Here is a 23977-nt window from a genome sequence, read left to right as displayed (position 1 = left end):
GATGGATGCTGAAGCGTGGTAACTCCAGTCTCCTCGGTCCGGTCCGAATGGACAACCTCTCGAAAGCTCACACCTAGTGCCGGCAGTGGCACCGCTGTTGTCCGTCGACAGGTCCCGCGCTTGCTCGGTGCGACCAACAACCTTAAGCGCTAGGGCGTAACCTGACCCTGCAAGATCTCCTCACCGACTATAAGGTGCGCCTCACGATCTGAGACGATGGGACAGGATGGCTAAGGAGGTGCGCCGTCTTGCATGCCCCGCCAGCGAGGCGAACCCTCTCGGCTACGCGCGCCACCAGCGACGCTCCATATCGTCAGGCCTGCGTCTCATGCTCAGATGAGCCGGTATTTGGCTCTCTCATCAGCAAACCGAGAGAGCCCATGCCAAGACGGAAGCAAGCAAGACGAACGAGCGTCAGAGATATCCTGCGCCTGACCCATAAACAGGGCAGTCCGGTGGGCCAAGGTGGCAGAGCAACTGAGGTTCGGCAAGACTTCGGCTTCCACCTATCTGCGGGCGCTGGAGACGGGCTGTCGTGCAGGCCCTGCATGCGGCTTTGAGGACGATGCGATGTTGAAACACCGTCTGTTGCGCCGAATCGGCCGTCGGCCAAACGTTGGGTCGTCATCAGGTTCTCGACAGCTTCCCGGTGTCAAATCCAAACCGTGGTCGGCGATCCCCACCAGGGTGGGAAGGCAGCGCTGATATAGCCGAACGTCGATCAAGTCACGATCAACGATTGCCTCATGTCACATGCCCTGCGGGACTGAAAAACGGAGAAGAACATGTGCGATGCAAAACTGAAGACCGTGCTTTCGCTTTTTTCGCCGGTGGCCAGCAAATTAGATGCTCTCTCGTCCAACGGACCAGCGACGGATGCAAACTGCGTTAAGCTAAATACGAACGAGAACCCGTTTCCGTTGCCGAAGAGCGTAATGCAAAGTGCAATTGCTGCGATCGAACACCAGTATCTTTATCCGGAAGACGACAATCTCAGCTTAAGGGCAGCTGCCTCCGATGCTTACGGATTTTCCAAAGATCAGGTGATTGCCGGCAACGGTTCGTCGGAGCTGCTCGGACTCATCTACAGAGCTTTCCTCGCCCCAGGAGATAGAGTGGCAATGCTGTCGCCCGGATTTTCGTTCAACCGTAAACTTGCCATGTTGCAGGGTGCCGAGTTTCTCGAAATCGCATCGAGCGAAGCTCATCCCCTGCCGATAGAAAAACTGCTGTCCGGCCCCGCAAAAGACGCGAAGTTCATTCTGTTGGCTAATCCGAACAATCCGACCGGAACATTCGTGCCGGTGGCCGAAATCGAACGCCTTGTGGAGCAAGCAGATCGCTTGGTCGTCTTGGATGAGGCCTACGTTGACTTCGCACCCGACAATGCCCTGCGCCTCGTCAATAGACATCCGAATCTTTTGATCTTGAGGACTTTTTCAAAGAGCTATGCTGCCGCTGGCGTGCGAGTCGGCTTCGGTTTCGGTCACCCAGAAATCATTGGCAGGCTGCGCAACATCCAGAATGTCTTCAACATGAACGTGATCGGGCAGGCGGTCGGGAAAAGCATTCTTGCGCATCGCCACGCCTACGAAGAGAACCACAGGCACATCAAGCATGAACGACAGCGAGTGACCCTGGCGCTGTTGCAACTTGGCTTTTCCGTAACACCCTCCCACGCAAACTTTTTGCTGGCCCGTGTGCCGGCGGGACAGGAGGGCTCATGCTGGCAAGCCGCGTTGAAAGAGCAGGCGATCCTCATCGCCAGCTTTCCTGACGTAGATTTGAAGAACTGTATTCGCGTCAGCATTGGCACCACAGAGCAGATGGACAAATTCCTTGCTGCCGCCGAACGCGTCTGTATGAACTTTAAGAAGGATCGCGGTGCTCACAAGCATGAAGTCGATTCACATTAAGCATCAAGTAATGATATGTCGTGAGCTATGATGATTAGCGAATAAATATAGGTAATTTGGAGAACAATTAATTGAAGAAAATTTCCGCTTCGGGCCTGACCTTCGGCATCTTCGATCATCTGGACGAAAACGGCGATGACATCGCACAACAATATGCAGATCGGCTGAGCCTAGCAGAAGCGTGCGATGGCTATGGCTTTTATGCGTATCATCTCGCCGAGCACCACTGTACGCCGCATGGCAGAGGTCCATCACCGAATTTGTTCTTAGCGAGCGTCGCCCAGCGAACCCGCAGTCTTCGTGTTGGTCCCATGGTAATGCTACTTGCGCTCTATCATCCGCTGCGTGCCTTCGAGGAGATCTGCATGCTTGATCAGTTGAGCGGCGGCAGGCTTGAACTCGGCATAGGGCGCGGCTCTGCTCCCACTGAATTGGGATACTTCGGGGTTGCTGTAGAAGCAGCACCAGAACAGTATGCGGAGGCCAGTGAGATTCTCATCAATGCGATGAAAGGCGGGACGCTTTCTTATCAGGGCCGCCACTTTGAGTTGAAAGATGTTCCGCTGACGTTGAGACCTCACCAATATCCCCGTCCGCCGACATGGATCGCCACCAATCGACCCGAGCCGGCTAGCTGGGCCGCTGCGAATGGGGCAAACATCGCCTGCGTCGGACCTTCCACTTCTGTTCGCAGCGTTACCGACGCGTTCCGCGCCGCCCGAATTCACGATGCTGACATTGGCCAGCAAGCGCCATTTCTTGGATTGCTCCGAATGGTGGTGATAGGGCGTTCTGAAACAGATGCGTATTTGCTCGCAGCACCTGCCTATGAACGATGGCTCAATAGCTTCAAATTTCTATACGAACTAAATGCCATTTCCACTCCACCAAACTTGCCTTTGAACTTCGATGCAGCAATTGAAAGTGAATTGTGCGTCGTGGGAACGGCAGATTCTGTCCGAAAAGCTCTCCTTGATCAGCTGGAAGAGGCAGGTGCTAATTATCTTCTGTGTCAACTGGCATTTGGGGATTTGCCGCTGGATGCCTCACTATACACCGCATCGGCCATTGGATCCGAAATCATGGCTCGAGTTGCCGCATCGTGAATCCGTCGTGTGATTGGAGGAGCAGCGGCAGCGCTGCTCCTCATTGCGAAACGGTTGTGGGGGCCGGACTCCTGTGTCAGGTGTAAACCATTGGAGCACGTCCTATCTGATCCAGGTCATATCCTGCGGCTTTGAAGTAGTTGGCACATTCGGCTGGGGTGAAGAGGTCGACGACCGCGCCGAGGCGTCCTGACCTTGCCCCTCTGATCTAATCCGGTTTGAAGTTCGTTCTGGCCCATCCAGAGGACCAGGACATGAAACGCAGCCGCTTCTCTGAAGAGCAGATCATCGGAATTTTGAAGAAACACGAGGCCGGGGTATCGGTTGGCGATCTGTGCCGCAAGCACGGGGTCAGCGACGCCTCGATCTACAATTGGAAGGCCCGCTTCGGCGGGATGGATGTCACCGAGGCTCGGCGACCTGAAGGCGCTGGAGGACGAGAACACGCGCCTGAAGCGGCTTTTGGCCGACGCCATGCTCGACAATGCCGCGTTGAAGGACCTTGTGGGAAAGAAATGGTGACGCCCGCCGCCAAGCGGAAAGCTGTCGCTCGCCTGAAGGAAGGCTTCGGGATGAGCGAACGGCGGGCGTGTAAAGCCATCGGCTGTTGCCGCATGACGGTTCGCTACCAGACCAGCAGGCCGGACGACCGCGAGGTTCGCGAGCGGATGAAGGCCGATCGCGCAGGAGCGTCGCCGGTTCGGCTACCGGCGTCTTCTCGTGATGCTGAGGCGGGAGGGCCTGGTCGTGAACCACAAGAAGCTGTTCCGGCTCTATCGGGAGGAGAAGCTCGCCGTCGCCGCCGTGGCGGCCGCAAGCGGGCGATCGGGACCAGGGCGCCGATGCTGGTGCCGCTGAGGCCCGACGAGCGCTGGTCGCTCGACTTCGTATCGGACCAGCTCACCGACGGGCGCCGCTTCCGCATCCTGGCCGTCGTCGACGACTGCACGAGAGAGTGCCTCGCACTCATCGTTGATACGTCTCTCTCGGGCATGCGGGTTGCCCGCGAATTGGACGGCTCATCACCGAGCGGGGCCGGCCCAGGATGATCGTCAGCGACAATGGCAGCGAGTTCACCTCGAACGCCATCCTCTCCTGGGCGGATCAGAACCGCGTCGAATGGCATTACATTGCGCCCGGCAAGCCGATGCAGAATGGCTTCATCGAGAGCTTCAACGGCCGACTGCGCGATGAACTGCTCAACGAGACGCTGTTCACCTCGCTGGCTCAGGCGCGCGTAGCCATCGCCCTGTGGCACGCCGACTACAACACCGCGCGGCCGCACTCCCCCCTGGCAGACCCCGGCCAAGTTCGCCAGCACCTTCAATCCGCGACGGTCGCTCGCGCTGCGCTATGCCAAAGGCTCCGCGCCAGCGCCCGTCGCTTCACCCGCCCAGCAGGGCACAACCCACGCCGGAAACGAACTCAAAACTGCTGGGGCAACGTCAGTCCCATAGAGCCTTGATGGTTATCTCGGCCTTTGCTCGCAGCAGCGCCTTAGGTTGGGCGAAGGCGTTCTCAATCGGATTGAAGTCGGGACTGTAGGGCGGCAGTTAGAGCAGGCTCGCCTGCGGCCTCAATCGCGCCGCGCAGGGTTCTCCAGGCGGATGTCGCCAATGTCAAATTTGCTGGCATCCATGTCGCCCTCGCCAACCGCACAAGCGAAGGCCAGAAAGCCAACATGTGTTCTGCGGCTTAATTAAGAGTCAGCCGATGTCGGCCGAACATCACCTTGTCTCGAAGTCGACGATCGGACAGCAGGTTGCGAAAGTTGGCGCGATGCGAAACAAACTGCTGAAGCGCTCAACTTTTATTGATCACGCGTGTTGGACGCGACGCACTCCCGTTCCAATCGGGCTGAGCGCAAATTCTCCCGGTTCACAAAACTGAGTCGCTGGAGTAGTGGGGGCGCAGAGAAATCTCCGGTCGCAGCCTTACCCGGTCAAAACAAGGATACCAATGATGAAGACTCTCGCCGTCTGCTCTGGCGGATTGGACTCCGTTTCCCTTGCTCACATGGTGGCAGCGGAGCACGAACTCACCGGCCTTCTATCTTTCGACTATGGCCAACGGCACAGGAAGGAATTGGGCTTCGCCGCTCTTTGCGCGCAGCGACTGAAGGTCCCGCACCAGATCATCGACATCGGCGAAATTGGCCGTGGCCTTTCCGGCTCAGCGCTGACTAGCAGTATCGACGTGCCGGACGGCCACTACGCCGAAGACACGATGAAGATTACGGTGGTGCCGAACCGCAATGCCATCATGTTGGCAATCGCCTTCGGTCTCGCCGCCGCCCACAGCGCCGAAGCGGTGGCGGCGGCCGTGCATGGTGGGGACCATTTCATCTATCCCGATTGCCGTCCGGCCTTCATTGAAGCTTTCCAGACAATGCAAGACCGCGCGCTCGACGGCTATGCGCAGATACGCCTCTATGCACCGTATGTGAATCTCGGAAAAGCTGACATTGTTGCGGATGGCGCAAGATACGGCACCCCGTTTGCTGAGACCTGGTCCTGTTACAAGGGCGGCGTGCGTCACTGCGGACGATGCGGGACCTGCGTCGAGCGGCGCGAAGCGTTCCATCTCGCCGGGCACGCTGATCCCACCGACTACGAGGACGCCGATTTCTGGCTTGAGGCGCTGCGCAGGAGGCGCGCGTAATGTTCCACATCAGCAAGGAATTCCACTTCTCGGCCTCGCATCAGCTCACCTCCTTGCCTCCCAACCATCAATGCGCGCGCCTGCACGGGCATAACTATGTCGTCGTAGTGGAGCTGTCGGCCAAGGAACTGGACGCCCACGGCTTCGTGCGCGACTATCACGATCTGGCGCCGCTCAAACGCTACATTGACGAGAGCTTCGACCATCGGCACCTCAACGACGTGCTGGGACATGAGAAGGTCACGGCGGAATGCCTGGCCAGACATTTCTATGAATGGTGCAAGGCACGTCTGCCGCAGACCGCGGCCGTGCGCGTTAGCGAAACACCGAAAACTTGGGCGGAATACCGTCCGTGACCGACATGCATCCCGCAATCCGTGTGAGCGAGATATTCGGGCCGACTATCCAGGGCGAGGGCGTGCTCATCGGCTTGCCGACGGTGTTCATCAGAACCGGCGGATGTGATTATCGCTGTTCATGGTGCGACAGCCTTCACGCGGTGGACAATCAGTATCGCCATGAATGGCTACCGATGCCGATCGATGCCGTGTGGCAAACCGTCCATGCGCTTTCCGGCGGCAGGCCGGTTATGGTCTCCTTGTCAGGCGGCAACCCGGCCATTCAGCCGTTCGGTCCCCTCATAGAACGAGGCCATCGCGAGGGCTATCGTTTTGCACTGGAAACGCAGGGTTCCGTGGTGAGGGAGTGGTTTGCGGATCTTGACGTGCTGACCCTTAGCCCAAAGCCGCCGTCCAGCGAGATGACGACCCGTTGGGCTGCGTTTGATGCATGCCTCGAAGCGGCGCAAGAGAAGCCGCAAATCGTGCTCAAGCTCGTCGTTTTCGACGAGAGTGACTATGCCTACGCCAAAGAAGTCGCGGCGAGATATCCGCACCTTCCGATCTATCTGCAACCCGGCAATCACACGCCGCCGCTCCCTGGCAGTGAAGACGCCTCTGTCGACTTGGACGGAATAATGATGCGAATGGAATGGCTTGTCGAAAGGGTGACTAGCGACAGGTGGTTCGAAGCCCGCGTGTTGCCGCAGCTGCACGTTCTGCTTTGGGGTAACAAGAGGGCGGTCTAGTCTGTGGCTTGCGTCGCACCGGAAGGCCGGGCTCCAACGGCTTGGCAGGCTCTCTTCGCGTGCCGAGTACAGCCGAGCTTTGTTCGCGTCAGCGGTCTCGCGATTGTGCGGCTGGAAACCGCCCGGACACCCCGCTGCCGGCGTGTGTCACCTTGACTCCGATGAGCTGTCGTCACGCAAAGTTGAAATCCGCAAGAACTGGCCTTCTCGCCCCACCTGCTCCGTCGCAAGCACGTCATCCCCTCATCCTTGTCCAGCTCTTATCGATGTATCTCATTGTCCGGCCTGACGCACGACTGTCAGCATGGGAATGCATCCATTGCGCAAATGCCTTCCATAAAGAAGATCGATTTCCTCATTGGCCCAACGTGAAATATAGCAACGTTTTCGTGGCGTGGGTCGGCTGCGTCGGGAGTAGCGATGAAAACGTATTGGGGTCGCCTGCGTCTCCTTGGGCAGCGAGTGTAAAGTATAGCGATGCGGCCTCCGGCGCGAACGGCAGCCGCGCAGTGATCACCTTCGCCTGTGCCTTTGCGGCGGGGGTCAAGCGCTGGTCTGCTAAAATTTTTTATCGTTTAGCTGGTTGAAACTGCCCCCGTTGCGGGCTGCAGAAGCCGGCCAGCCGAGAAACGGCAGCCGCACTTATGAAAGCACGCCAAGGCGTGCGGGCATCTATCAGTTGCAAAGGACAATACTGGCCGCGCCGATTGGCCATCACGCGTCCATTAGGGCAGCCACCAACATCAGTTCGCAAGAGGAGCAAAAGTAATATGTATCGTCGTCACCTGATCAAAGGGTTGGTTGCGCTCGGCGCATGCCGGATTTGCGTTCAAGCCGCCCAAGCGACCAGTGCCCATTGGGGGTACACCGGTCCGGTCGGACCGGAGCACTGGGCTGATCTGGATAAGGAAAATTTCGTATGCTCTGCCGGCACGCAGCAATCGCCGATCAATATCAACAGCGCGGTCAAGGCGGATATCCCGCATATCGCCATCGGCTGGCACAAGGGCGGCGGCAATATGGTGAACAACGGCCACACCATTCAAATCAATATGCCACAAGGCAGCACGCTGACCCGCGGCGATCGTGTCTACGAACTGGTACAGTTCCATTTCCATGCGCCAAGCGAACATCACGTGGCGGGCAAGAGCTTCCCGATGGAGGTGCATTTCGTTCACAAGGACACGCAAAGTGGTACTCTGGGCGTGCTGGGCGTCTTTTTAACGCCCGGCGCGACAAATGCCAGCTTTGCTGCCCTTGCTGCGGCCTTTCCCGAACTGCCGAATGGGGAGGTGACGATCGACGAGGTGAATCCCAACTGGCTTCTGCCAGCCTCGCTTGGCTATTGGACTTATGAGGGCTCACTGACGACGCCGCCGTGCACCGAAAACGTCGAGTGGATGGTGGCGATGGAACCGGTTGACGTTGATCCGGCAGACATCCAGCGATTTGCCTCACTCTACCCGTCGAACGCGCGCCCTATTCATTCACCCAATCGACGCTTCATCCTGCGCCAGAGTTGAGCGCCGCCCCAGCGGTTCCGCACGGTCCAACATTCTTGGCACAAGTTGGCGCGAAGCCTCCTCTTCCGGTCTGGCGGTCTGACGGCGCTCCCCAAGCTGGCTAGTCTAAATGATAGGGATTCGGTGCCGACACCACTCGTCCCAAATACGTCGCGGCGAGGTTTGTCTGCAACCCGGCAATCACACGCCGCCCCGCCGTGGTAATGAAGACGTCTCTGTCGAGTCCGACGGAATATGATGCGCATGGAACCGCTGGTAGAAAAGGTGACCAGCGACAGGTGGTTCGAAGCCCGCGTCTTGCCGCAGCTGCACGTTCTACTCTGGGGTAACAAGAGGGTAGTGTATACCTTCTCCTAGCTTCGCCGCCAACTACTCGGTTTTCCGAATTGCTCTCTATATTCTTGAAGACGATGCGTTCGTTAAAGACATGTGCTGCGCACCTGGTGTAAAAGCTGCTCTCATCATGCAGAGGTCAAGCCAGTCGGGCTCATCCGAGGCTATGGCCGTGAGCACTGTTCAGTTCGGCAGAGAGGGCGCTTTTGTACACACTTTGCGATCGTGGCGGCCCCGTGGGCAGATCTGCAAGCTGCCGCGACACTAACCTCTCGAAGCCCGCCCGCCCGCCTTTCGTGCAGCTTCCTCTGAACAAAACCACCGCTCGCCCTTCAATAGGTTGATGCGTGTCTCCCAGTAAGATTCCTGTCCAAGAACGTGATAATCTTCTTGCCAGTGTTGTAGCTGATGTTGCCCTTGATGCCGCAGCCTACCGCGGCGGGACCAAACTCAATGGCAAGCAGGCCGGCTAGGATCGTGCAGCCAGTCGCGAGCCTCGCCCACAACGGGGTCTCACGCGCATGAGGGCGCCGACCATGGGTTCGGCGGTTCATACGCGTATAACACGTATCTTTCTGAAAAAATCAATGCTCTCGGCTAAGCTACTGAATTATTTGGCTTCCATATAGCGCGTCGGCGGAACCAACTTGTAGACGGGCTATGAAAGGTTAAGCGCGGATGTCTATCGGCCGCCGGCGTTCCCGCTCTGTAAGCCTGCCTGAACTACCCGCGCCGCGGTCAAGCCCCAGGCTCCTGCTCATCCAGCGACCGCCCGATCAATGGCAGGCTGGAAAGACAAGAGCCGATGTCTTCCGATGGTCTCGCCATCAGCTTTGGGCTAACTTCCCCATTCTCCCGCTTCGAGCTCGACACACGGCGGTTTGGATGGCGCACGACAATCTGTGTCGGCTTTGTCGTGTCCGTGACAGACGCCTGAAAGGCCCGTTCGCGCGTTTTGCCGCCGTCTAAGCGGCTGGAATTTAATGACAAAGTTTCTTCTGGGATCGGCCGATCACGCTGGTACGCTTTTTGCGATGCTTGGTGTGAGGCGGCACGAGCTGCCTATCGGCACTTGTGTCGCGGGCAGTCGCGATAATTAGAACGAAGGAAGGAAAGCTATTATGTCAGGTCTGCGTCAGATCGCCTTTTACGGAAAAGGCGGCATCGGCAAGTCCACCACGTCCCAAAATACGCTCGCTGCCCTTGTCGACCTCGGGCAGAGAATCCTCATCGTAGGATGCGACCCCAAAGCCGATTCCACACGCTTGATCCTGAATTCGAAAGCTCAGGATACCGTCCTGGATCTCGCCGCACAGGAAGGCTCGGTGGAAGACCTCGAACTCCAGGACGTGCTCAAGGTGGGCTACAGAGGCATCAAGTGCGTGGAGTCCGGCGGCCCCGAGCCGGGTGTCGGTTGCGCCGGCCGCGGCGTCATCACCTCGATCAATTTCCTCGAGGAGAATGGCGCTTATGACGATGTCGATTATGTCTCCTATGACGTCCTCGGCGACGTGGTATGCGGCGGCTTCGCCATGCCGATCCGCGAAGGCAAGGCCCAGGAGATCTATATCGTCATGTCCGGCGAGATGATGGCGCTCTATGCCGCCAACAACATCGCCAAGGGCATCCTCAAATATGCCCATTCGGGCGGTGTGCGGCTGGGCGGGCTGATCTGCAATGAACGTCAAACCGACCGCGAACTCGATCTGGCCGAAGCACTGGCTGGCCGATTGAATTCCAAGCTCATCCACTTCGTGCCCCGCGACAACATCGTCCAACATGCCGAACTCAGGAAGATGTCGGTGATCCAGTACGCGCCGGACTCAAAGCAGGCAGGGGAATACCGCGCTCTGGCCGAGAAGATCCACGCCAATTCGGGCCAGGGTACGATCCCGACGCCGATCACCATGGAGGAGCTGGAGGAGATGCTGCTCGACTTCGGCATCATGAAGACCGACGAGCAGATGCTTGCCGAGCTTCACTCCAAGGAAGCGGCGAAGGCGGCGGCCCAGTAGTGACATTAGCGCTGCCATGAATCGGCGCGCCTTGCAGAGAACGGCGCCTATTCTTTGAGGCGTCACCCAACCTTGAAAGGGGGACTCATGAGCCGGGAATACGAGAATGACGGTGCTCTTCATGCGAAGCTTATCGAAGAGGTGCTGTCGCATTATCCCGACAAGGCGGCGAAGCGCCGCAAGAAGCACCTCAACGTCGCAAAGAGCGGCAACGAGGCTGGCGGGGAAAGCGAGGTCCTTTCCGAATGCGACGTCAAATCGAACATCAAGTCCATTCCCGGGGTGATGACGATTCGCGGCTGTGCATATGCTGGTTCGAAAGGCGTGGTGTGGGGGCCAGTCAAGGATATGGTCCATATCTCGCACGGCCCGGTCGGCTGCGGCCAATATTCTTGGTCGCAGCGCCGCAACTACTACGTCGGTACAACGGGCGTCGACACGTTCGGGACAATGCAGTTCACCTCCGATTTCCAGGAGAAGGACATCGTCTTCGGCGGCGACAAGAAGCTGGAACAGATCATTGACGAGATTGAAGTCTTGTTTCCGCTCAACAACGGCATCACCGTGCAGTCCGAATGCCCTATCGGCCTGATTGGCGATGACACCGAGGCCGTTTCTCGCAAAAAGACCAAGGAGTATGACAAGACGATCGTGCCGGTACGCTGCGAGGGCTTCCGCGGCGTCTCGCAGTCGCTTGGCCACCACATCGCCAATGATGCAATCCGGGATTGGGTCTTCGACAAAAAGGATGTCAAGTTCGAGGCCGGCCCCTACGACGTCAACGTCATCGGCGACTACAATATCGGCGGCGATGCCTGGGCCTCGCGCATACTGCTTGAGGAGATAGGGCTGCGCGTGGTTGGCAACTGGTCGGGTGACGCCACACTCGCAGAGATCGAGCGCGCCCCGAAGGCTAAGCTCAATCTTATCCACTGCTACCGGTCGATGAATTACATCTGTCGGCATATGGAGGAAAAGTATGGCGTCGCCTGGATGGAGTACAATTTCTTCGGTCCCTCCCAGATCGAAGCCTCTCTGCGCAACATAGCCAAGCATTTTGGGCCGGAAATCGAGGAGAAGACCGAAAAGGTCATTGCCAAGTACAGGCCGCTTGTTGATGCGGTCATCGCCAAGTACCTGTCGCGCCTGGAAGGAAATACCGTGATGCTCTATGTCGGCGGCCTGCGCCCCCGCCACGTCGTCACGGCCTACGAGGACCTCGGCATGGTCATCGTGGGCACCGGCTATGAATTCGCCCACAGCGACGACTATCAGCGCACCGGCCACTACGTGAAGAACGGCACGCTGATCTACGATGACGTGACCGGCTATGAGTTGGAGAAATTCATCGAAGGGATTCGCCCAAATCTGGTCGGCTCGGGAATCAAAGAAAAATACCCGGTGCAGAAGATGGGCATACCGTTCCGCCAGATGCATTCCTGGGATTATTCAGGCCCGTATCACGGCTACGACGGCTTTGCCATTTTCGCACGTGATGTGGATCTCGCCATTAACAACCCGGTCTGGGACCTATTCCACGCGCCTTGGAAAAGAAGCCGGGGCGATGAGCGGGCGATGGCTGCCGAATAAACATTTGCTTCAGCCCCAGTCTCCCACTGAGACGGTGAACTCCCGCGGCCTCTGATCCGCCGGAGCCTGGAACGTCTTGACGTCCTGAGCTGCCGTCCCGCGCAGCCAGATGCAAAAGAGGTAATCATCATGCCGCAGTCGGCTGAAAAAATTCTCGATCACGCTCCCCTGTTCCGCGAGCCGGAATACAGAAAGATGCTCGCTGAGAAGAAGCTAAACTTCGAATGTCCGCACCCCGATGAAATCGTTTCCGATCAGCGCGATTTCACCCAGACGTGGGAATACCGCGAAAAGAACCTCGCCCGCAAAGCGCTTGTCGTGAACCCGGCCAAGGCCTGCCAGCCGCTGGGTGCGGTATTCGCTGCCGCCGGCTTCGAGCGAACCATGTCCTTCGTCCACGGCAGCCAAGGTTGCGTCGCCTATTACCGCTCGCACCTGTCGCGCCATTTCAAGGAGCCTGCCGCGGCGGTCTCCTCCTCAATGACCGAGGATGCGGCGGTGTTTGGCGGCCTGAAGAACATGGTCGACGGGCTCGCCAACACCTACCAGCTCTACGACCCCAAGATGATTGCCGTGTCGACGACCTGTATGGCAGAGGTCATTGGCGACGACCTGCACAGCTTCATCCAGAACGCCAAGGACGAAGATTCAGTCCCGCGCGACTTCGACGTGCCCTTTGCCCACACCCCGGCCTTCGTTGGCAGTCATGTCGACGGCTATGACAACATGGTCAAAGGCATTTTGGAGCACTTCTGGAAAGGTCAGGAGCGTACGCAAATCGAAGGAACCATCAACATCATTCCGGGCTTCGACGGCTTCTGCGTCGGCAACAACCGGGAGCTCAAGCGCCTGCTCGATGTAATGGGCGTGTCCTATACATTGATCCAGGATGCCTCTGACCAGTTCGATACGCCTTCGGACGGTGAATACCGCATGTATGACGGGGGCACGAAGATCAACGAGGTGAAGAAGGCCCTCAACGCCGAGGCAACGCTTTCGCTGCAGCATCACAACACCCGAAAGACACTGGGCTATTGCGAGGAGGTCGGGCAGGCGACGGCCTCGTTCCACTATCCGCTCGGCGTTCAGGCGACGGACGAATTCCTGATGGAGGTCGCGGCGATTTCCGGCAAGGAGATTCCCGAGGCAATTCGCCTCGAGCGCGGCCGACTGGTAGACGCCATGGCGGACAGCCAATCCTGGCTGCATGGTAAGAAATACGCCATCTACGGTGATCCCGACTTCGTTCACGCAATGGCCCGCTTTGTCATGGAGACCGGCGGCGAGCCAACCCATTGCCTCGCCACCAATGGCACCTCGGCATGGGAAGCCGATTTGAAGAAGCTGCTAGCATCCTCGCCTTTCGGCAAGGCTGCCCAGGTTTGGGCGGGCAAGGACCTGTGGGCGCTGCGCTCGCTGCTCTTTACCGAGCCGGTGGACCTTTTGATCGGCAATTCCTACGGCAAGTACCTGGAGCGCGACACCGGAACGCCGCTGATCCGGCTGATGTTTCCGATCTTCGATCGGCACCATCATCACCGCTTTGCGCTCTTTGGCTACCAGGGCGCGTTGCGCGTGCTGACGACGATCCTCGACAAGATCTTCGACAAACTCGATCGCGAGACGAGCGAGACGGGTGTGACGGATTATTCCTATGACCTCACGCGCTAAGAGCCGTGGCCGGCTTTTCGCCGAGGCCATTCCTTGCCCAATGGACTGGGGAGGCTGAGCGATGTCCTCCCTCAGCGCCAAAATCAAGGACGCCTTCGATGAGCCCGCCTGCGATAAGAACCGTGGCAAAGATGCCAAGGCGCGCAAGGAGGGCTGCTCGAAGTCGCTGACACCAGGGGCGGCAGCCGGCGGCTGCGCCTTTGACGGAGCCAAGATCGTCCTGCAGCCGATCACCGACGTTGCGCATCTGGTCCATGCGCCGCTCGCCTGCGAGGGCAATTCTTGGGACAACCGTGGTGCGGTTTCGTCAGGGCCGACCTTGTGGCGGACAAGCTTCACGACCGACCTCACCGAACTCGACCTGGTGATGGGGCAGGGCGAGCGGAAACTCTTCAAGGCGATCCGCGAGATCAAGCACACATACGCGCCGCCGGCGATCTTCGTCTACTCAACTTGCGTAACGGCGCTGATCGGTGACGACATCGAGGCCGTGTGCAAACGCGCCACGGAAAAGTTCGGTTTGGCCGTGGTGCCGATCAATGCGCCTGGCCTGGCAGGCTCCAAGAACCTCGGCAACAAGCTCGCCGCCGAGGCGTTGCTCGATCATGTCATCGGCACGGTCGAACCCGACGACCCCGGGCCCTACGACATCAACATCCTTGGCGAATTCAACCTCTCGGGCGAATTCTGGCTTGTAAAGCCGCTCCTCGATCGGCTCGGCATCCGGGTGCGCGCCTGCATTCCCGGCGATGCGCGTTACCGCGACATTGCTTCCGCGCACCGCGCCCGGGCGGCAATGATCGTGTGCTCGACCGCGCTGATCAGTCTTGCCCGCAAGATGGAGGAGCGCTGGGACATCCCGTTCTTCGAGGGCTCCTTCTATGGCATCTCCGACACATCGCAAGCTCTTCGCAACCTTGTCAGGCTGCTGGTGAGGAAGGGCGCCGATCCGGAGATCCTCGAGCGCACGGAGACGCTGATCGCGCAGCAGGAGGCGATCGCGTGGAAGAAACTCGAATCCTACCGGCAAAGGCTCCAAGGCAAGCGCGTGCTGCTCAACACAGGCGGTGTGAAGTCCTGGTCGGTTGTCCGTGCGCTGATGGAGATCGGAATCGAGATCGTCGGCACCTCGGTCAAGAAATCTACGGTGCAGGACAAGGAGCGCATCAAACAAGTTCTCAAGCACGACAAGCATATGTTCGAATACATGGCTGCGCGCGAGCTGTACGCCATGCTCTCTGAACACAGGGCCGATATCATGCTGTCGGGCGGTCGCACGCAATTCATTGCGCTCAAGGCCAAGACGCCCTGGCTCGATATCAACCAGGAGCGCCAGCACCCTTATGCCGGCTATGCCGGCATGGTGGAACTCGTACGCCAGATCGACCTCGCCATTCACAATCCGGTCTGGTCTCAGGTGCGCCAGCCGGCCCCGTGGGATTGCCAGCCTGATCTAAAAGACGAACTGCCATGCACGAAGAAGGAGTCCGGGCACCTGTTCGATGAATTCGCCGGCGCGACGGCACACGAGTTCAGCGAGTGTTGAGGCGACCGATGGCCCGCATCCTTCCCCAGACCAAATCCGCGGCGGTGAACCCGCTGAAGTCGTCGCAGCCGCTGGGTGCCGCCTTTGCCTTTCTTGGGGTCGACGGCGCGATGCCGCTGTTCCACGGCAGCCAGGGATGCACAAGCTTCGCGCTCGTGCTCTTCGTACGGCACTTCAAAGAAACGATTCCATTGCAGACAACAGCGATGGATGAGGTGGCGACCATCCTCGGCGCTGCCGACCATCTTGAAGAAGCCATCCTCAACCTCAAGAACCGCACGAAGCCAAAGCTGATCGGGGTGTGCACGACCGCGCTGGTGGAGACGCGTGGCGAAGATTGCGCGAGTGATATTGCGAACATCAAGCTGAAGCACACGCAAGAGCTTGCGGGTACGGAGGTCGTGCTGGCCAACACGCCGGATTTTGACGGCGCGATCGAAGAGGGCTGGGCCAAGGCAGTCACCGCAATGATCAAAGGGATTACAGGCTCGGGCGAACGTGCGCGGCAGCCGAAGAAGATCGCGATCCTGCCCGGATGCAACCTCACTGTCGCCGACATCGAGCATATGCGTGACATGGTTGAAAGCTTTGGGCTCAAGCCGGTTATTCTGCCCGACATTTCAGGCTCGCTCGACGGTACGGTTCCTGACCGCTGGGTAGCGACCACATACGGCGGCACCAGCGTCGAAGACATTCGCGAGTTGGGCACGGCCATGCAATGCATCGCCATCGGTGAGCACATGCGCCGCCCGGCGAAAGCGCTGCACGGGTTGACCGGCGTGCCTTACGTGTTGTTCCAGTCACTGACTGGGCTGCAGGACACGGACCGCTTCGTGTCGCTGCTGTCTGCGATTTCGGGCGCGGCGGTACCGGCCCGCGTGCGCCGGCGCCGGGCGCAATTGCAGGACGCGATGCTCGACGGACATTTCCATTTCGGCGGCAAGAAAATTGCCATCGCTGCCGAACCAGACCAGCTGTTCCAACTTGCGACCTTCTTTGCTGGCCTCGGCTCCGAGATAGCCGCGGCCGTCACAACGACCGACAGGTCTAAAATTCTCGAGAAAGTCCCGGCGGTTTCGGTTCAGATCGGCGATCTCGGCGATCTGGAAAGTCTTGCCGTCGGTGCTGACCTGCTTGTCACGCATTCGCACGGGCGCCAAGCATCGGAGCGGCTCCGAATTCCGCTCATGCGCATCGGGTTCCCGGTCTTCGATCGACTAGGCAGCCAGCACAAGCTCGCAATTCTCTATCAGGGCACCCGCGACATGATCTTCGAGGTCGCCAGCATCTTCCAGGCCAACCAACACGCGCCCACTCCTGAGGCGCTTGATCCACTCCGTAATCGAGAAATATCACGATGAACGCTGTTCGCCGCCTCTCGCTGGTCAGTAGTGAGGTTTTCGCCCCGATGCCTGAACGACGTAAGGGCGCATTGCGCGTTGCGATCGCCACTCAGGACATGCAGGACCTCAACGCCCATTTCGGGTCGGCCAGGCGCTTTGCTGTCTACGACGTGACGCGCGAGGAATGGAATCTCGTAGAAGCCGTGGCCTTCGATGACGTGTCCGATGAAAGCGGGGAGCATCGGGCCGAGCGCGATGATCGCATCACGCCAAAGGTGGATGCGCTCAAGGGCTGTCAGATCCTGTTTTGTCTGGCAATTGGCGGCCCTTCGGCAGCCAAGCTTGTCGCGGCAAAAATCCACCCGATCAAAGTGGCGGAGCCCCAATCGATCCCACAGGTGCTCTTGCGCACGCAGATGATGCTCAGGACGTGTCCTCCGCCTTGGCTGCGCAAGGTGCTGGCGCGAGCGGGCATTGCCGAAAAGAAACCGTCCTTCGAGGACGAGGACTGAAAAGAGGAGGACGCCAATGCCTGACCCCGCAATCCCCCCAGCTGTCGCCGAAGACGAGGCGGCTCTTTGCACCCCGTTCGTCAAATGCCTCGTGCGGCTGATCCGTTCTCAGGATTCCTATGGCTCGTGGGAACGCAAAGCGGACGCTGAGCTGCTGGGCGACTTCATCATTACCAAGGAACAGCGCCGAGGGATCCCAATCATCGGAGATCCCGATCCCGACGTGCTGTGGAGGCTCGACAAGTACTACGCCGCCATCGGGCTTGCGATCGAGGAGCGCTGCGGCCTTATGGCATCGCCGATGATCCAGGTGAGCCATGAGGGTTTTGGTCGGGTGCTTTTCACGACCGGACGGCTGGTCGTTTTGTCCAAAACGCTGCGCGATGTCCACCGGTTTGGCTTCGAGACGCTCCTGAAGCTCGCCACGGCCGGTACGAAGCTGGTCGACGATGCGATTTCAGTCATCGAAACCTTTCCCCACGTGGCGCTGGCATGATGGGCGCGATTTTCGAGAAAGGCCATCATGACGGACCCGAGAAACTATGTTGGCCAGTCCCCTCGATCCAGGGACTCGAGGCCGACCAGGTTGTTGGGGTATCGCCGATGAAGAAGCCGCTGGTCCTGATCTGCTCGCAAGATGCCGAGTTCTATCTGCTCTACAGCCACATACTGGAGGTTGACGGTTTCAGCAGTGAGACGGCAGACGGCGCGAAGGCTGCGCTGGCCTTGGCCGAACAACGGGAGCTTCAGGCCGTAGTGCTGGATTGCGACCCAGCCAGCATAAACGGGTCCGCAATTTGCGCCCACCTCAAGCGGGAACCGCGCACCACCGACCTGCCTATCATCGCCCTGATCGCGCCTGGCGCCGAGCACCAGCACCTCGATCTCTTGAAGGCAGGCGTTGAGAGCTTTGTGCGGCCGGTGGCTCCGGCCAAGCTGCTCGACTGCCTGCGGGCGAGGCTCGGGCTGACCAAGCGTGGTCCGAACGGGGTTGAAAACGACAGTTGGATTTGTTGTGGAGGCCTGGAGATGAAGCTCGATGCCCATCGGGTTCGCGGTAATGGCCACGACATCCATCTCGGACGGATCGATTTCAACGTGCTGCGGCTTATGATTGAGGCCCCCGGCAAGGTCTTCAGCCGGGACGAGCTTATCGGGGCGGCCTGGCTGCCCAACATTCATGTCGGTGCACGCACCGTCGATGTCCATATCAGCCGAATCAGGAGGGCGCTGAAAACGGCCTTGCCCGGCAGCGTCATTCGCACCGTCAGGTCGGCCGGCTACTCGCTCGAGAAGCCGGACGACTGAAATCGGTGATCGAACGTGGTGCCGCTCTCTCTTCCTCCTGAGAGCGGTGTTGCCGCTTTGAGGCGCTCCTAACGAAGACCAGGAGAAGCAGGCAAATGGAATTTAAAAGCATATTCAGTGTGACGGGTGCTGATCATTCTGATGAGGACCTCACAACAGCTGCCGGACTGTGTGCCGAGGTCGGCGCGCACCTATCGGTACTCATTATACCGCCTCCATTGCTCTTGATGTCGTCTCCGCCCCCCGAATGGAATACAGGACGTGCACAGGCAATTGCAGTACCGAACTATCGATTTCAGCAAATCGAGAAATTTTCACAGGACGTGACCAGAATGGAAAGACGGTCCGCGGATATCCTCAAAAGGCTGAAAGCTATGTCGCTTTCCTGTGACGTTGACACCGACTATTGCGATCCGGCTAGCCTCGGTGAAGTGGCACGACAGCGGGCGCTCTGCGCTGACCTGACGATCGTTGGAGGAGACCTCCTCAACGATGAGACTCTCGGACCTCCTGTTGTCAACGGCTGCTTGTTCGATAGCGGAAAGCCGGTGCTCATCGTGCCGAAGGGCGTTAAGGCGACGCTGTCGCCTCGACGCGTGCTGGTCGGCTGGGATTCGCGTGTAGAGGCCTCGCGTGCGGTTCGGGAAGCTCTTAGTATCCTATCCGCTGCCAAGGAAGTCTGTGTCGCTATGGTCGATCCAAAGGCGCAAAACAACGGGAAAGGCGCGCAGTCTGGAGCTGACATCGCTGCCTATCTTACTCGGCACGGTGCTCGGGTCTCCGTTGACCTGCTTAAGAGCGCCGGCAAATCGGCGGGCACAGTGCTGACCCAGCACGCGAACGACATCTGTGCTGACATGATGGTTATGGGTGCTTATGGCAGCCGTGGGCTGCGTGAGCGGATTTTCGGCGGTCCGCCGAGCTGGAGCTTTGGGAAGACCACATTGCCGCTGTTTTTGGCTCGCTGATCAGCTCCGTAGGAACACCGATCAGGTCGTAGGACCGCCAACCAGTCCGAAGTCGTCGTCGGTTACCGGTCGGATTGCGGAGACATGGCTGGATCCGCGAACATCTTGCGACGCTTGTCAGAGCCAAACCGGACGCCTCGACTGCTTCACGACGCTCTCGTGAACCAACTCGTGCGAGATCGTCCGCAACGGGCAGTAAAGACGAACGGCTGCAGCAGACCGCAGCCAAGCCACAGGGCGGGTGTACCAGGAGACCCCGCCTCGTGCGCGAACCCTGTTGGAAGGCCCCTTATCAGTACCCGGACGCGCGTCAAATCGGCGGCTGTCCCTGTCAGCCTGCGGTGTGCAAGGGCCGCTGCCGCGGAGCTTCCCCTGCCCGATCGTCGGGCGTGCGACAATGTCGGATTCCAGACGAGCTGGAACTGCGCGAACTCGTTGGTTTGACAGGTCTTTATCCGGCACGCCGCATGCATGGGAGTCTCCGAAAGCATTAAGAGCCGTTATCCATGGTTACGCCCCTCGAAAGAAAGAGCCGCTTCCGTCGTGGCAGGGAAACAGCCACTCCTGGGGTGGAGGCCGGCGCTAGAAGCCGCCGTAAGATCCGGAAGAGCCGCGCGACAGCATCACACACTTTCCTTCTGCTCTTGGGTTCGGATCACGCCGCGCCGCTGTCGATGCCGCCGACATTGAGCCCAAGACCTGGAAGGCGGCACACGCTTTTGCTGTCCTCTCAGTCGGGACCGCGGCTCAAGCATGCCTGTGAGGTTCGCATTGCTCAATGCCCGGCAATCGACGTCAACATGCCGCTGAGTTGGAAAACACTCCTAGAGGAGTAAGGATAAGTGGACCTCTTTTGTATTGGTGTGGGTGCTGGACCATCTAATTTGAGCCTTGCGTGTCAGATACAGGAAGAGATTGCGCAAGGGGCACTGTTCCTGGACCGGGAGGTCGATTTCCGAGGACATCCAGGCAGCGCTTTCGATTGCGCGGAGCTCCAGGTCGGCCACTTCCAGGATCTGGTTACTCTGGTCAATCCGCGATCAGCCTACACATTCGTAAACTACCTCCACGAGAACGGGCGTCTTTACAATTTCCTCAATGCGCAATTTCACGGGGTGCTTAGAGCCGAGTTCGCCCAATATCTCAACTGGGCGTTCCAGAAGAATCCGCTTGTCCGTGGCGGCGAGGCCGTTCGCGAAATCCGCTTTGACGGCGAGTTTCGCGTGCGGACGGACAACGCGGTCCTTGATGCAAGAAACCTCGTCATCGACATAGGCAAGCAGGCGCAAATTCCGCCTCAGTTTCATGGCTGGACTGGACCCAACCTGTTCCACTCATCTGAGTTGGCCCACATCAATCCTGAGGTGCAAAAAAAGCATGTCTGCGTTGTTGGCGGCGGACAGTCGGGAGCCGAGCTGCTACTGCACCTTGTCGGCCGGCCGAAAGAACGGCGGCCCGCGGCGATCACATGGGTCTTGACGCGCGAGATGCCTTTCGACGACCACGCGTTCACAAACGGGCTGTTCACGCCATGCTTCTCGGATCGTTTTGCTGCGATGAGCGAGGTGCATCGACAGCTGTTCCTGCGGCGTTTCGCGCTTGCCTCCGAGGGCATTTCAGAAAGCAAGTTGCGCGCGGTCTATCAGGCGCTCTACCACCACGCCTTTCTCGAGCCACACCAATGCGAGATCACATTGCGGCCAAGTTGCAACGTGTCGCGCTGCATCAATGCCGGAGCAGGGCACAGGCTCACGCTGCAACGCGGCTTGGACAACATCGGAGAAGTAACCGCCGATATCGTCATCCTGGCCACCGGGTACGAGAAACCGCTGCCGGGTTTCCTAGAACCGATCGCAGATCGCCTCGAACAGATCGGCAATGAGCTCGCCATCGGCGAGGATTTTTCGGTGTACTGGGACGGACCGCGAGACCGACGCCTTTTCGTTCAGAACGCCTGCCTTGGACAGCGCGGGCTGGCTGATCCGAACTTTGGGCTGCTGGCCTGGCGAGCGCGCCGCATCCTTGACAGCCTTCTGCGGCGCGCGCCATGCGCCAATCCCGAGCATCTAGGGTTCATCAACCGTCCCTTGACGGAGTGCTGGCCCGACCTCGGAGTCGAACAAATGGGCAGCGGGATATGATTCGTCGATATTGATGATCGGCGGTGGCATTCAGGAAAGATTTCCGCCTCTGGCGGCAAAAGCGGGACGAGCAATATTCCTACGGCGTCAGATCGCTCTGCTCGCGCTTGAGCAAGGTAGCGTCGCGCGACTCCTGCTTGGCGTGAAACAGCAAAGGGCATTCAATCACGATGCAGCTTTACGTGCTGTCGGGCTCAACGCCACGTGGATCGAGCCCAACGCCGCCGTTGGCAACCGCGACGCGAATTATGACGCCGGGCCACATGCGGCGGTGGCTGCAAGGGTACCGAGCCTCTCCCGCACTTTCGACCCCATCGCCGAAGTGCGACTACTCCAGGACGCCGAAGCCGGTCTTATCGCCAGCGGGCCAGCCAAACTCTCACCTTCCTAAACGGCAGCCGCTAAGGTGAGCCGTCGAAAGCCGACATTCAGGTTAACGTCAGCTGGCCGTGTTAGGGCTCGCTTATTCAAGGCGGTACCGGCGCTTGCCGAAGCTAAGAAGGGTTGGCATGCCCTTTGCCGTGCTTGATGTGCGGCAACACGGTGAGAGCTCCGCTGAAGCAAGCGAGAGGGAGCAATGCCCTCGAGACCGTGTCCGATTTTGACTGGAAAATATTCCGCGACAAAAGAGACGAAAGGTGTGGAATGACTTTGGACACCAAGATGGAACTGCGTATGGGGTCCCCGGCTCCTGCGCTGAAAGTGGAGAACTGGCTGCGTGGCGAGCCCCTCACGAGCCTTCGGCCCGGCAAGGTCTACCTCGTTGAATTTTGGGCGACTTGGTGCCGACCATGTGTCCACGCCATGCCCCATTTGATCGAACTGCAGGAGAAATATAAAGACAGCGGATTTGAGATTATCGGAGTCGCAGCTTGCGAAAAGGCTGCAACCGCGGACGAAGCGCGGACCAACGTGGATGCCTGGCTGACCGAGAAGTTCCCGAATCTGAATTATCGGACAGCGTTCGATTGCACTGGCGAAATGAAAAAGCTCTGGCTGGAACCCAGCTCTTCGTTCGGGATTCCCACCTCGTTCGTGGTCGACCGCGACGGCCACATCGCTTATATCGGCCACCCGGCACCTCTCGATGACGTTTTGCCGAAAGTCCTTAACGGCAGCTGGCGCAGCAGCTATGAAGCGAAAGCCGTCGATGCAAAGCGAATCTCGCGTGTGCGCGAATCGTCGCTGAGTCAGCCGATATACGCCAAACTTGGGCCGGCGATGCAGGACGAGGATTGGGCAGCGGCACTATTGGCCATCGAAGAAGGCCTCGCCGTGATGCCAGACTCTTTTGATTTTCGGCGGGTTCATGCGGATATTCTGCTTCACAAGCTGCGCGACATCAAAACCGGCTTGCCGCTTATGCGCGAATTGGTCGAGGACGCGATCAACAAAAAGTTCGAAGCGATGTCTTGGGTGGTGATGGCGCTGAACCAACTCTTCCATCCCACGATCGACAACTCCCATCTTCCGCATGATGATCGCTTTGCGATGGGCAAGGAGCTCTCCGAACAGATCCTGGAACTTAATCCTCCGCAAGGCGATGGAGACTTTAAATTCGGGTGTTACTTTCCGGTCGCTCAGTATTATTACGAGAGCGGCAACAAGGACCGGGCGATCGAGTTGATCGAGGTGGCAATCAAATCGCTGGACCATTCGGAGCCAGTGCCGGACCAAACCAAACAGCGCTACCTCACCTCGTTGCTCCAAGCCCTGGCCAACTACACGGGTGAGCCTGCCTGTCACGCGGGTCTCTGTGTGGCTCCGCAAAACAAGACTTCCGAAACTCAAAACGCTGTCACTTCCTGAGCAAGGATCGCGAAGGGCATGACAATTGGAATTGAACACCGGCAAATCCGCCCGCCCAGGCGCACTTCGCAGCAATAACGTCGATGCCGCAAAAGTGCGCGGCTTGCGGCAGGTGGAATTTCCATTGCGTTTACCTCGGGTCGAACCGCGGCGCAGGCGTTCGCGCCGCGGTGAAAGGTCTCGCATTGGTGGACGTGCTCGAGGTCGGCCACGGGACACTGTTGCGTGGGATCGGCTCGCCCAAGCCATTCCCCGCCCACGCAAGCGCCCGAACCACACATCGCAGAAAAAGAGATCGTCCTTCAAGAGGAGTACTGAAATTGGGGAAAAGCGAAATTCCTCATGAACCGGTTGGCCCTGCTGTCCACGGGGACGACGAGGCCCTTGCTTCCCCGTTCGTCAAATGCCTCCTGCGGCTCATTCGTACTCAGGATTCCTTCGGCTTATG

General features: G+C 58.8%; 18 protein-coding genes and 3 pseudogenes. 20 read left to right on the top strand and 1 reads right to left on the bottom strand.

What is annotated here, in order from left to right:
- The first annotated feature begins 785 nt into the window (after window positions 1-785).
- The 3 genes and pseudogenes from hisC to P9236_RS30200 all read left to right on the top strand — a co-directional run bounded on the left by hisC (window position 786) and on the right by P9236_RS30200 (window position 4479).
- Window positions 786-1916, top strand: coding sequence for a histidinol-phosphate transaminase (hisC, locus tag P9236_RS30210; protein ID WP_063169376.1), 1131 nt, complete (start codon window positions 786-788; stop codon window positions 1914-1916).
- Between the two features lie 71 nt (window positions 1917-1987).
- Entirely contained in the window at window positions 1988-3022 is a 1035-nt protein-coding gene (locus tag P9236_RS30205) for an LLM class flavin-dependent oxidoreductase (protein ID WP_063169375.1), read from the top strand.
- 254 nt (window positions 3023-3276) lie between these two features.
- A pseudogene (locus tag P9236_RS30200) lies at window positions 3277-4479 on the top strand (IS3 family transposase).
- Here P9236_RS30200 and P9236_RS30195 read toward each other — a convergent pair.
- Window positions 4474-4615: pseudogene (locus P9236_RS30195) on the bottom strand (transposase); the annotation flags it as partial. The pseudogenes P9236_RS30200 and P9236_RS30195 overlap by 6 nt on opposite strands.
- 369 nt (window positions 4616-4984) lie before the next feature.
- Between P9236_RS30195 and queC the strand changes: the two are divergent.
- From queC to P9236_RS30110, 17 genes and pseudogenes are all read left to right on the top strand, one after another.
- On the top strand, window positions 4985-5683 hold the full coding sequence (gene queC / locus P9236_RS30190; protein WP_063170389.1) for a 7-cyano-7-deazaguanine synthase QueC: 699 nt from the start codon (window positions 4985-4987) through the stop codon (window positions 5681-5683).
- Entirely contained in the window at window positions 5683-6039 is a 357-nt protein-coding gene (gene queD, locus P9236_RS30185; protein WP_063169374.1) for a 6-carboxytetrahydropterin synthase QueD, read from the top strand. The genes queC and queD overlap by 1 nt, the downstream gene beginning before the upstream one ends.
- 5 nt (window positions 6040-6044) lie before the next feature.
- Window positions 6045-6770, top strand: a complete 726-nt coding sequence (gene queE, locus P9236_RS30180; RefSeq protein ID WP_164548811.1) for a 7-carboxy-7-deazaguanine synthase QueE — start codon at window positions 6045-6047, stop codon at window positions 6768-6770.
- A gap of 770 nt (window positions 6771-7540) precedes the next feature.
- Complete coding sequence (locus tag P9236_RS30175) at window positions 7541-8293, top strand: carbonic anhydrase (protein ID WP_063169372.1); 753 nt, start codon at window positions 7541-7543, stop codon at window positions 8291-8293.
- 160 nt (window positions 8294-8453) lie between these two features.
- Window positions 8454-8650 (top strand): annotated as a pseudogene (locus P9236_RS30170) (7-carboxy-7-deazaguanine synthase QueE); the annotation flags it as partial.
- Between the two features lie 1097 nt (window positions 8651-9747).
- A complete protein-coding gene (gene nifH / locus P9236_RS30165; protein ID WP_024505261.1) occupies window positions 9748-10641 on the top strand; it encodes a nitrogenase iron protein in 894 nt (297 codons plus the stop codon).
- 87 nt (window positions 10642-10728) lie between these two features.
- On the top strand, window positions 10729-12231 hold the full coding sequence (gene nifD / locus P9236_RS30160) for a nitrogenase molybdenum-iron protein alpha chain (protein WP_024505262.1): 1503 nt from the start codon (window positions 10729-10731) through the stop codon (window positions 12229-12231).
- A 129-nt stretch (window positions 12232-12360) separates the two neighbouring features.
- The gene (gene nifK / locus P9236_RS30155) at window positions 12361-13902 is read left to right on the top strand and encodes a nitrogenase molybdenum-iron protein subunit beta (protein ID WP_024505263.1); all 1542 of its coding nucleotides are present in this window, start codon (window positions 12361-12363) and stop codon (window positions 13900-13902) included.
- Between the two features lie 61 nt (window positions 13903-13963).
- A complete protein-coding gene (nifE, locus tag P9236_RS30150) occupies window positions 13964-15448 on the top strand; it encodes a nitrogenase iron-molybdenum cofactor biosynthesis protein NifE (protein ID WP_024505264.1) in 1485 nt (494 codons plus the stop codon).
- 8 nt (window positions 15449-15456) lie between these two features.
- Window positions 15457-16809, top strand: a complete 1353-nt coding sequence (nifN, locus tag P9236_RS30145) for a nitrogenase iron-molybdenum cofactor biosynthesis protein NifN (RefSeq protein WP_024505265.1) — start codon at window positions 15457-15459, stop codon at window positions 16807-16809.
- Window positions 16806-17303 carry a nitrogen fixation protein NifX gene (gene nifX / locus P9236_RS30140; RefSeq protein WP_063169371.1) on the top strand — a complete coding sequence of 166 codons (498 nt, stop codon included), beginning with the start codon at window positions 16806-16808 and terminating at the stop codon, window positions 17301-17303. Before nifN ends, nifX begins: the two co-directional genes overlap by 4 nt.
- Window positions 17304-17319: 16 nt before the next feature.
- Complete coding sequence (locus P9236_RS30135; protein ID WP_024505267.1) at window positions 17320-17799, top strand: NifX-associated nitrogen fixation protein; 480 nt, start codon at window positions 17320-17322, stop codon at window positions 17797-17799.
- Between the two features lie 107 nt (window positions 17800-17906).
- Entirely contained in the window at window positions 17907-18611 is a 705-nt protein-coding gene (locus P9236_RS30130) for a response regulator transcription factor (RefSeq protein ID WP_224571202.1), read from the top strand.
- Window positions 18612-18706: 95 nt separating this feature from the next.
- On the top strand, window positions 18707-19579 hold the full coding sequence (locus P9236_RS30125; protein WP_063169369.1) for a universal stress protein: 873 nt from the start codon (window positions 18707-18709) through the stop codon (window positions 19577-19579).
- Window positions 19580-20421: 842 nt separating this feature from the next.
- A complete protein-coding gene (locus P9236_RS30120) occupies window positions 20422-21720 on the top strand; it encodes a SidA/IucD/PvdA family monooxygenase (protein WP_063169368.1) in 1299 nt (432 codons plus the stop codon).
- A gap of 10 nt (window positions 21721-21730) precedes the next feature.
- Window positions 21731-22111, top strand: a complete 381-nt coding sequence (locus P9236_RS30115; RefSeq protein WP_126080606.1) for a hypothetical protein — start codon at window positions 21731-21733, stop codon at window positions 22109-22111.
- A 272-nt stretch (window positions 22112-22383) separates the two neighbouring features.
- Window positions 22384-23529: a TlpA disulfide reductase family protein gene (locus P9236_RS30110; protein ID WP_063170388.1), complete on the top strand. Its 1146-nt coding sequence runs from the start codon at window positions 22384-22386 to the stop codon at window positions 23527-23529.
- The last annotated feature ends 448 nt before the right edge of the window (window positions 23530-23977 follow it).

It is taken from the genome of Mesorhizobium sp. WSM4884 (assembly GCF_029625675.1).
Lineage (GTDB): Bacteria > Pseudomonadota > Alphaproteobacteria > Rhizobiales > Rhizobiaceae > Mesorhizobium.
The sequence above is the reverse complement of the archived record's forward strand: the minus strand, read 5'-3'. Positions and strand labels throughout refer to the sequence as shown.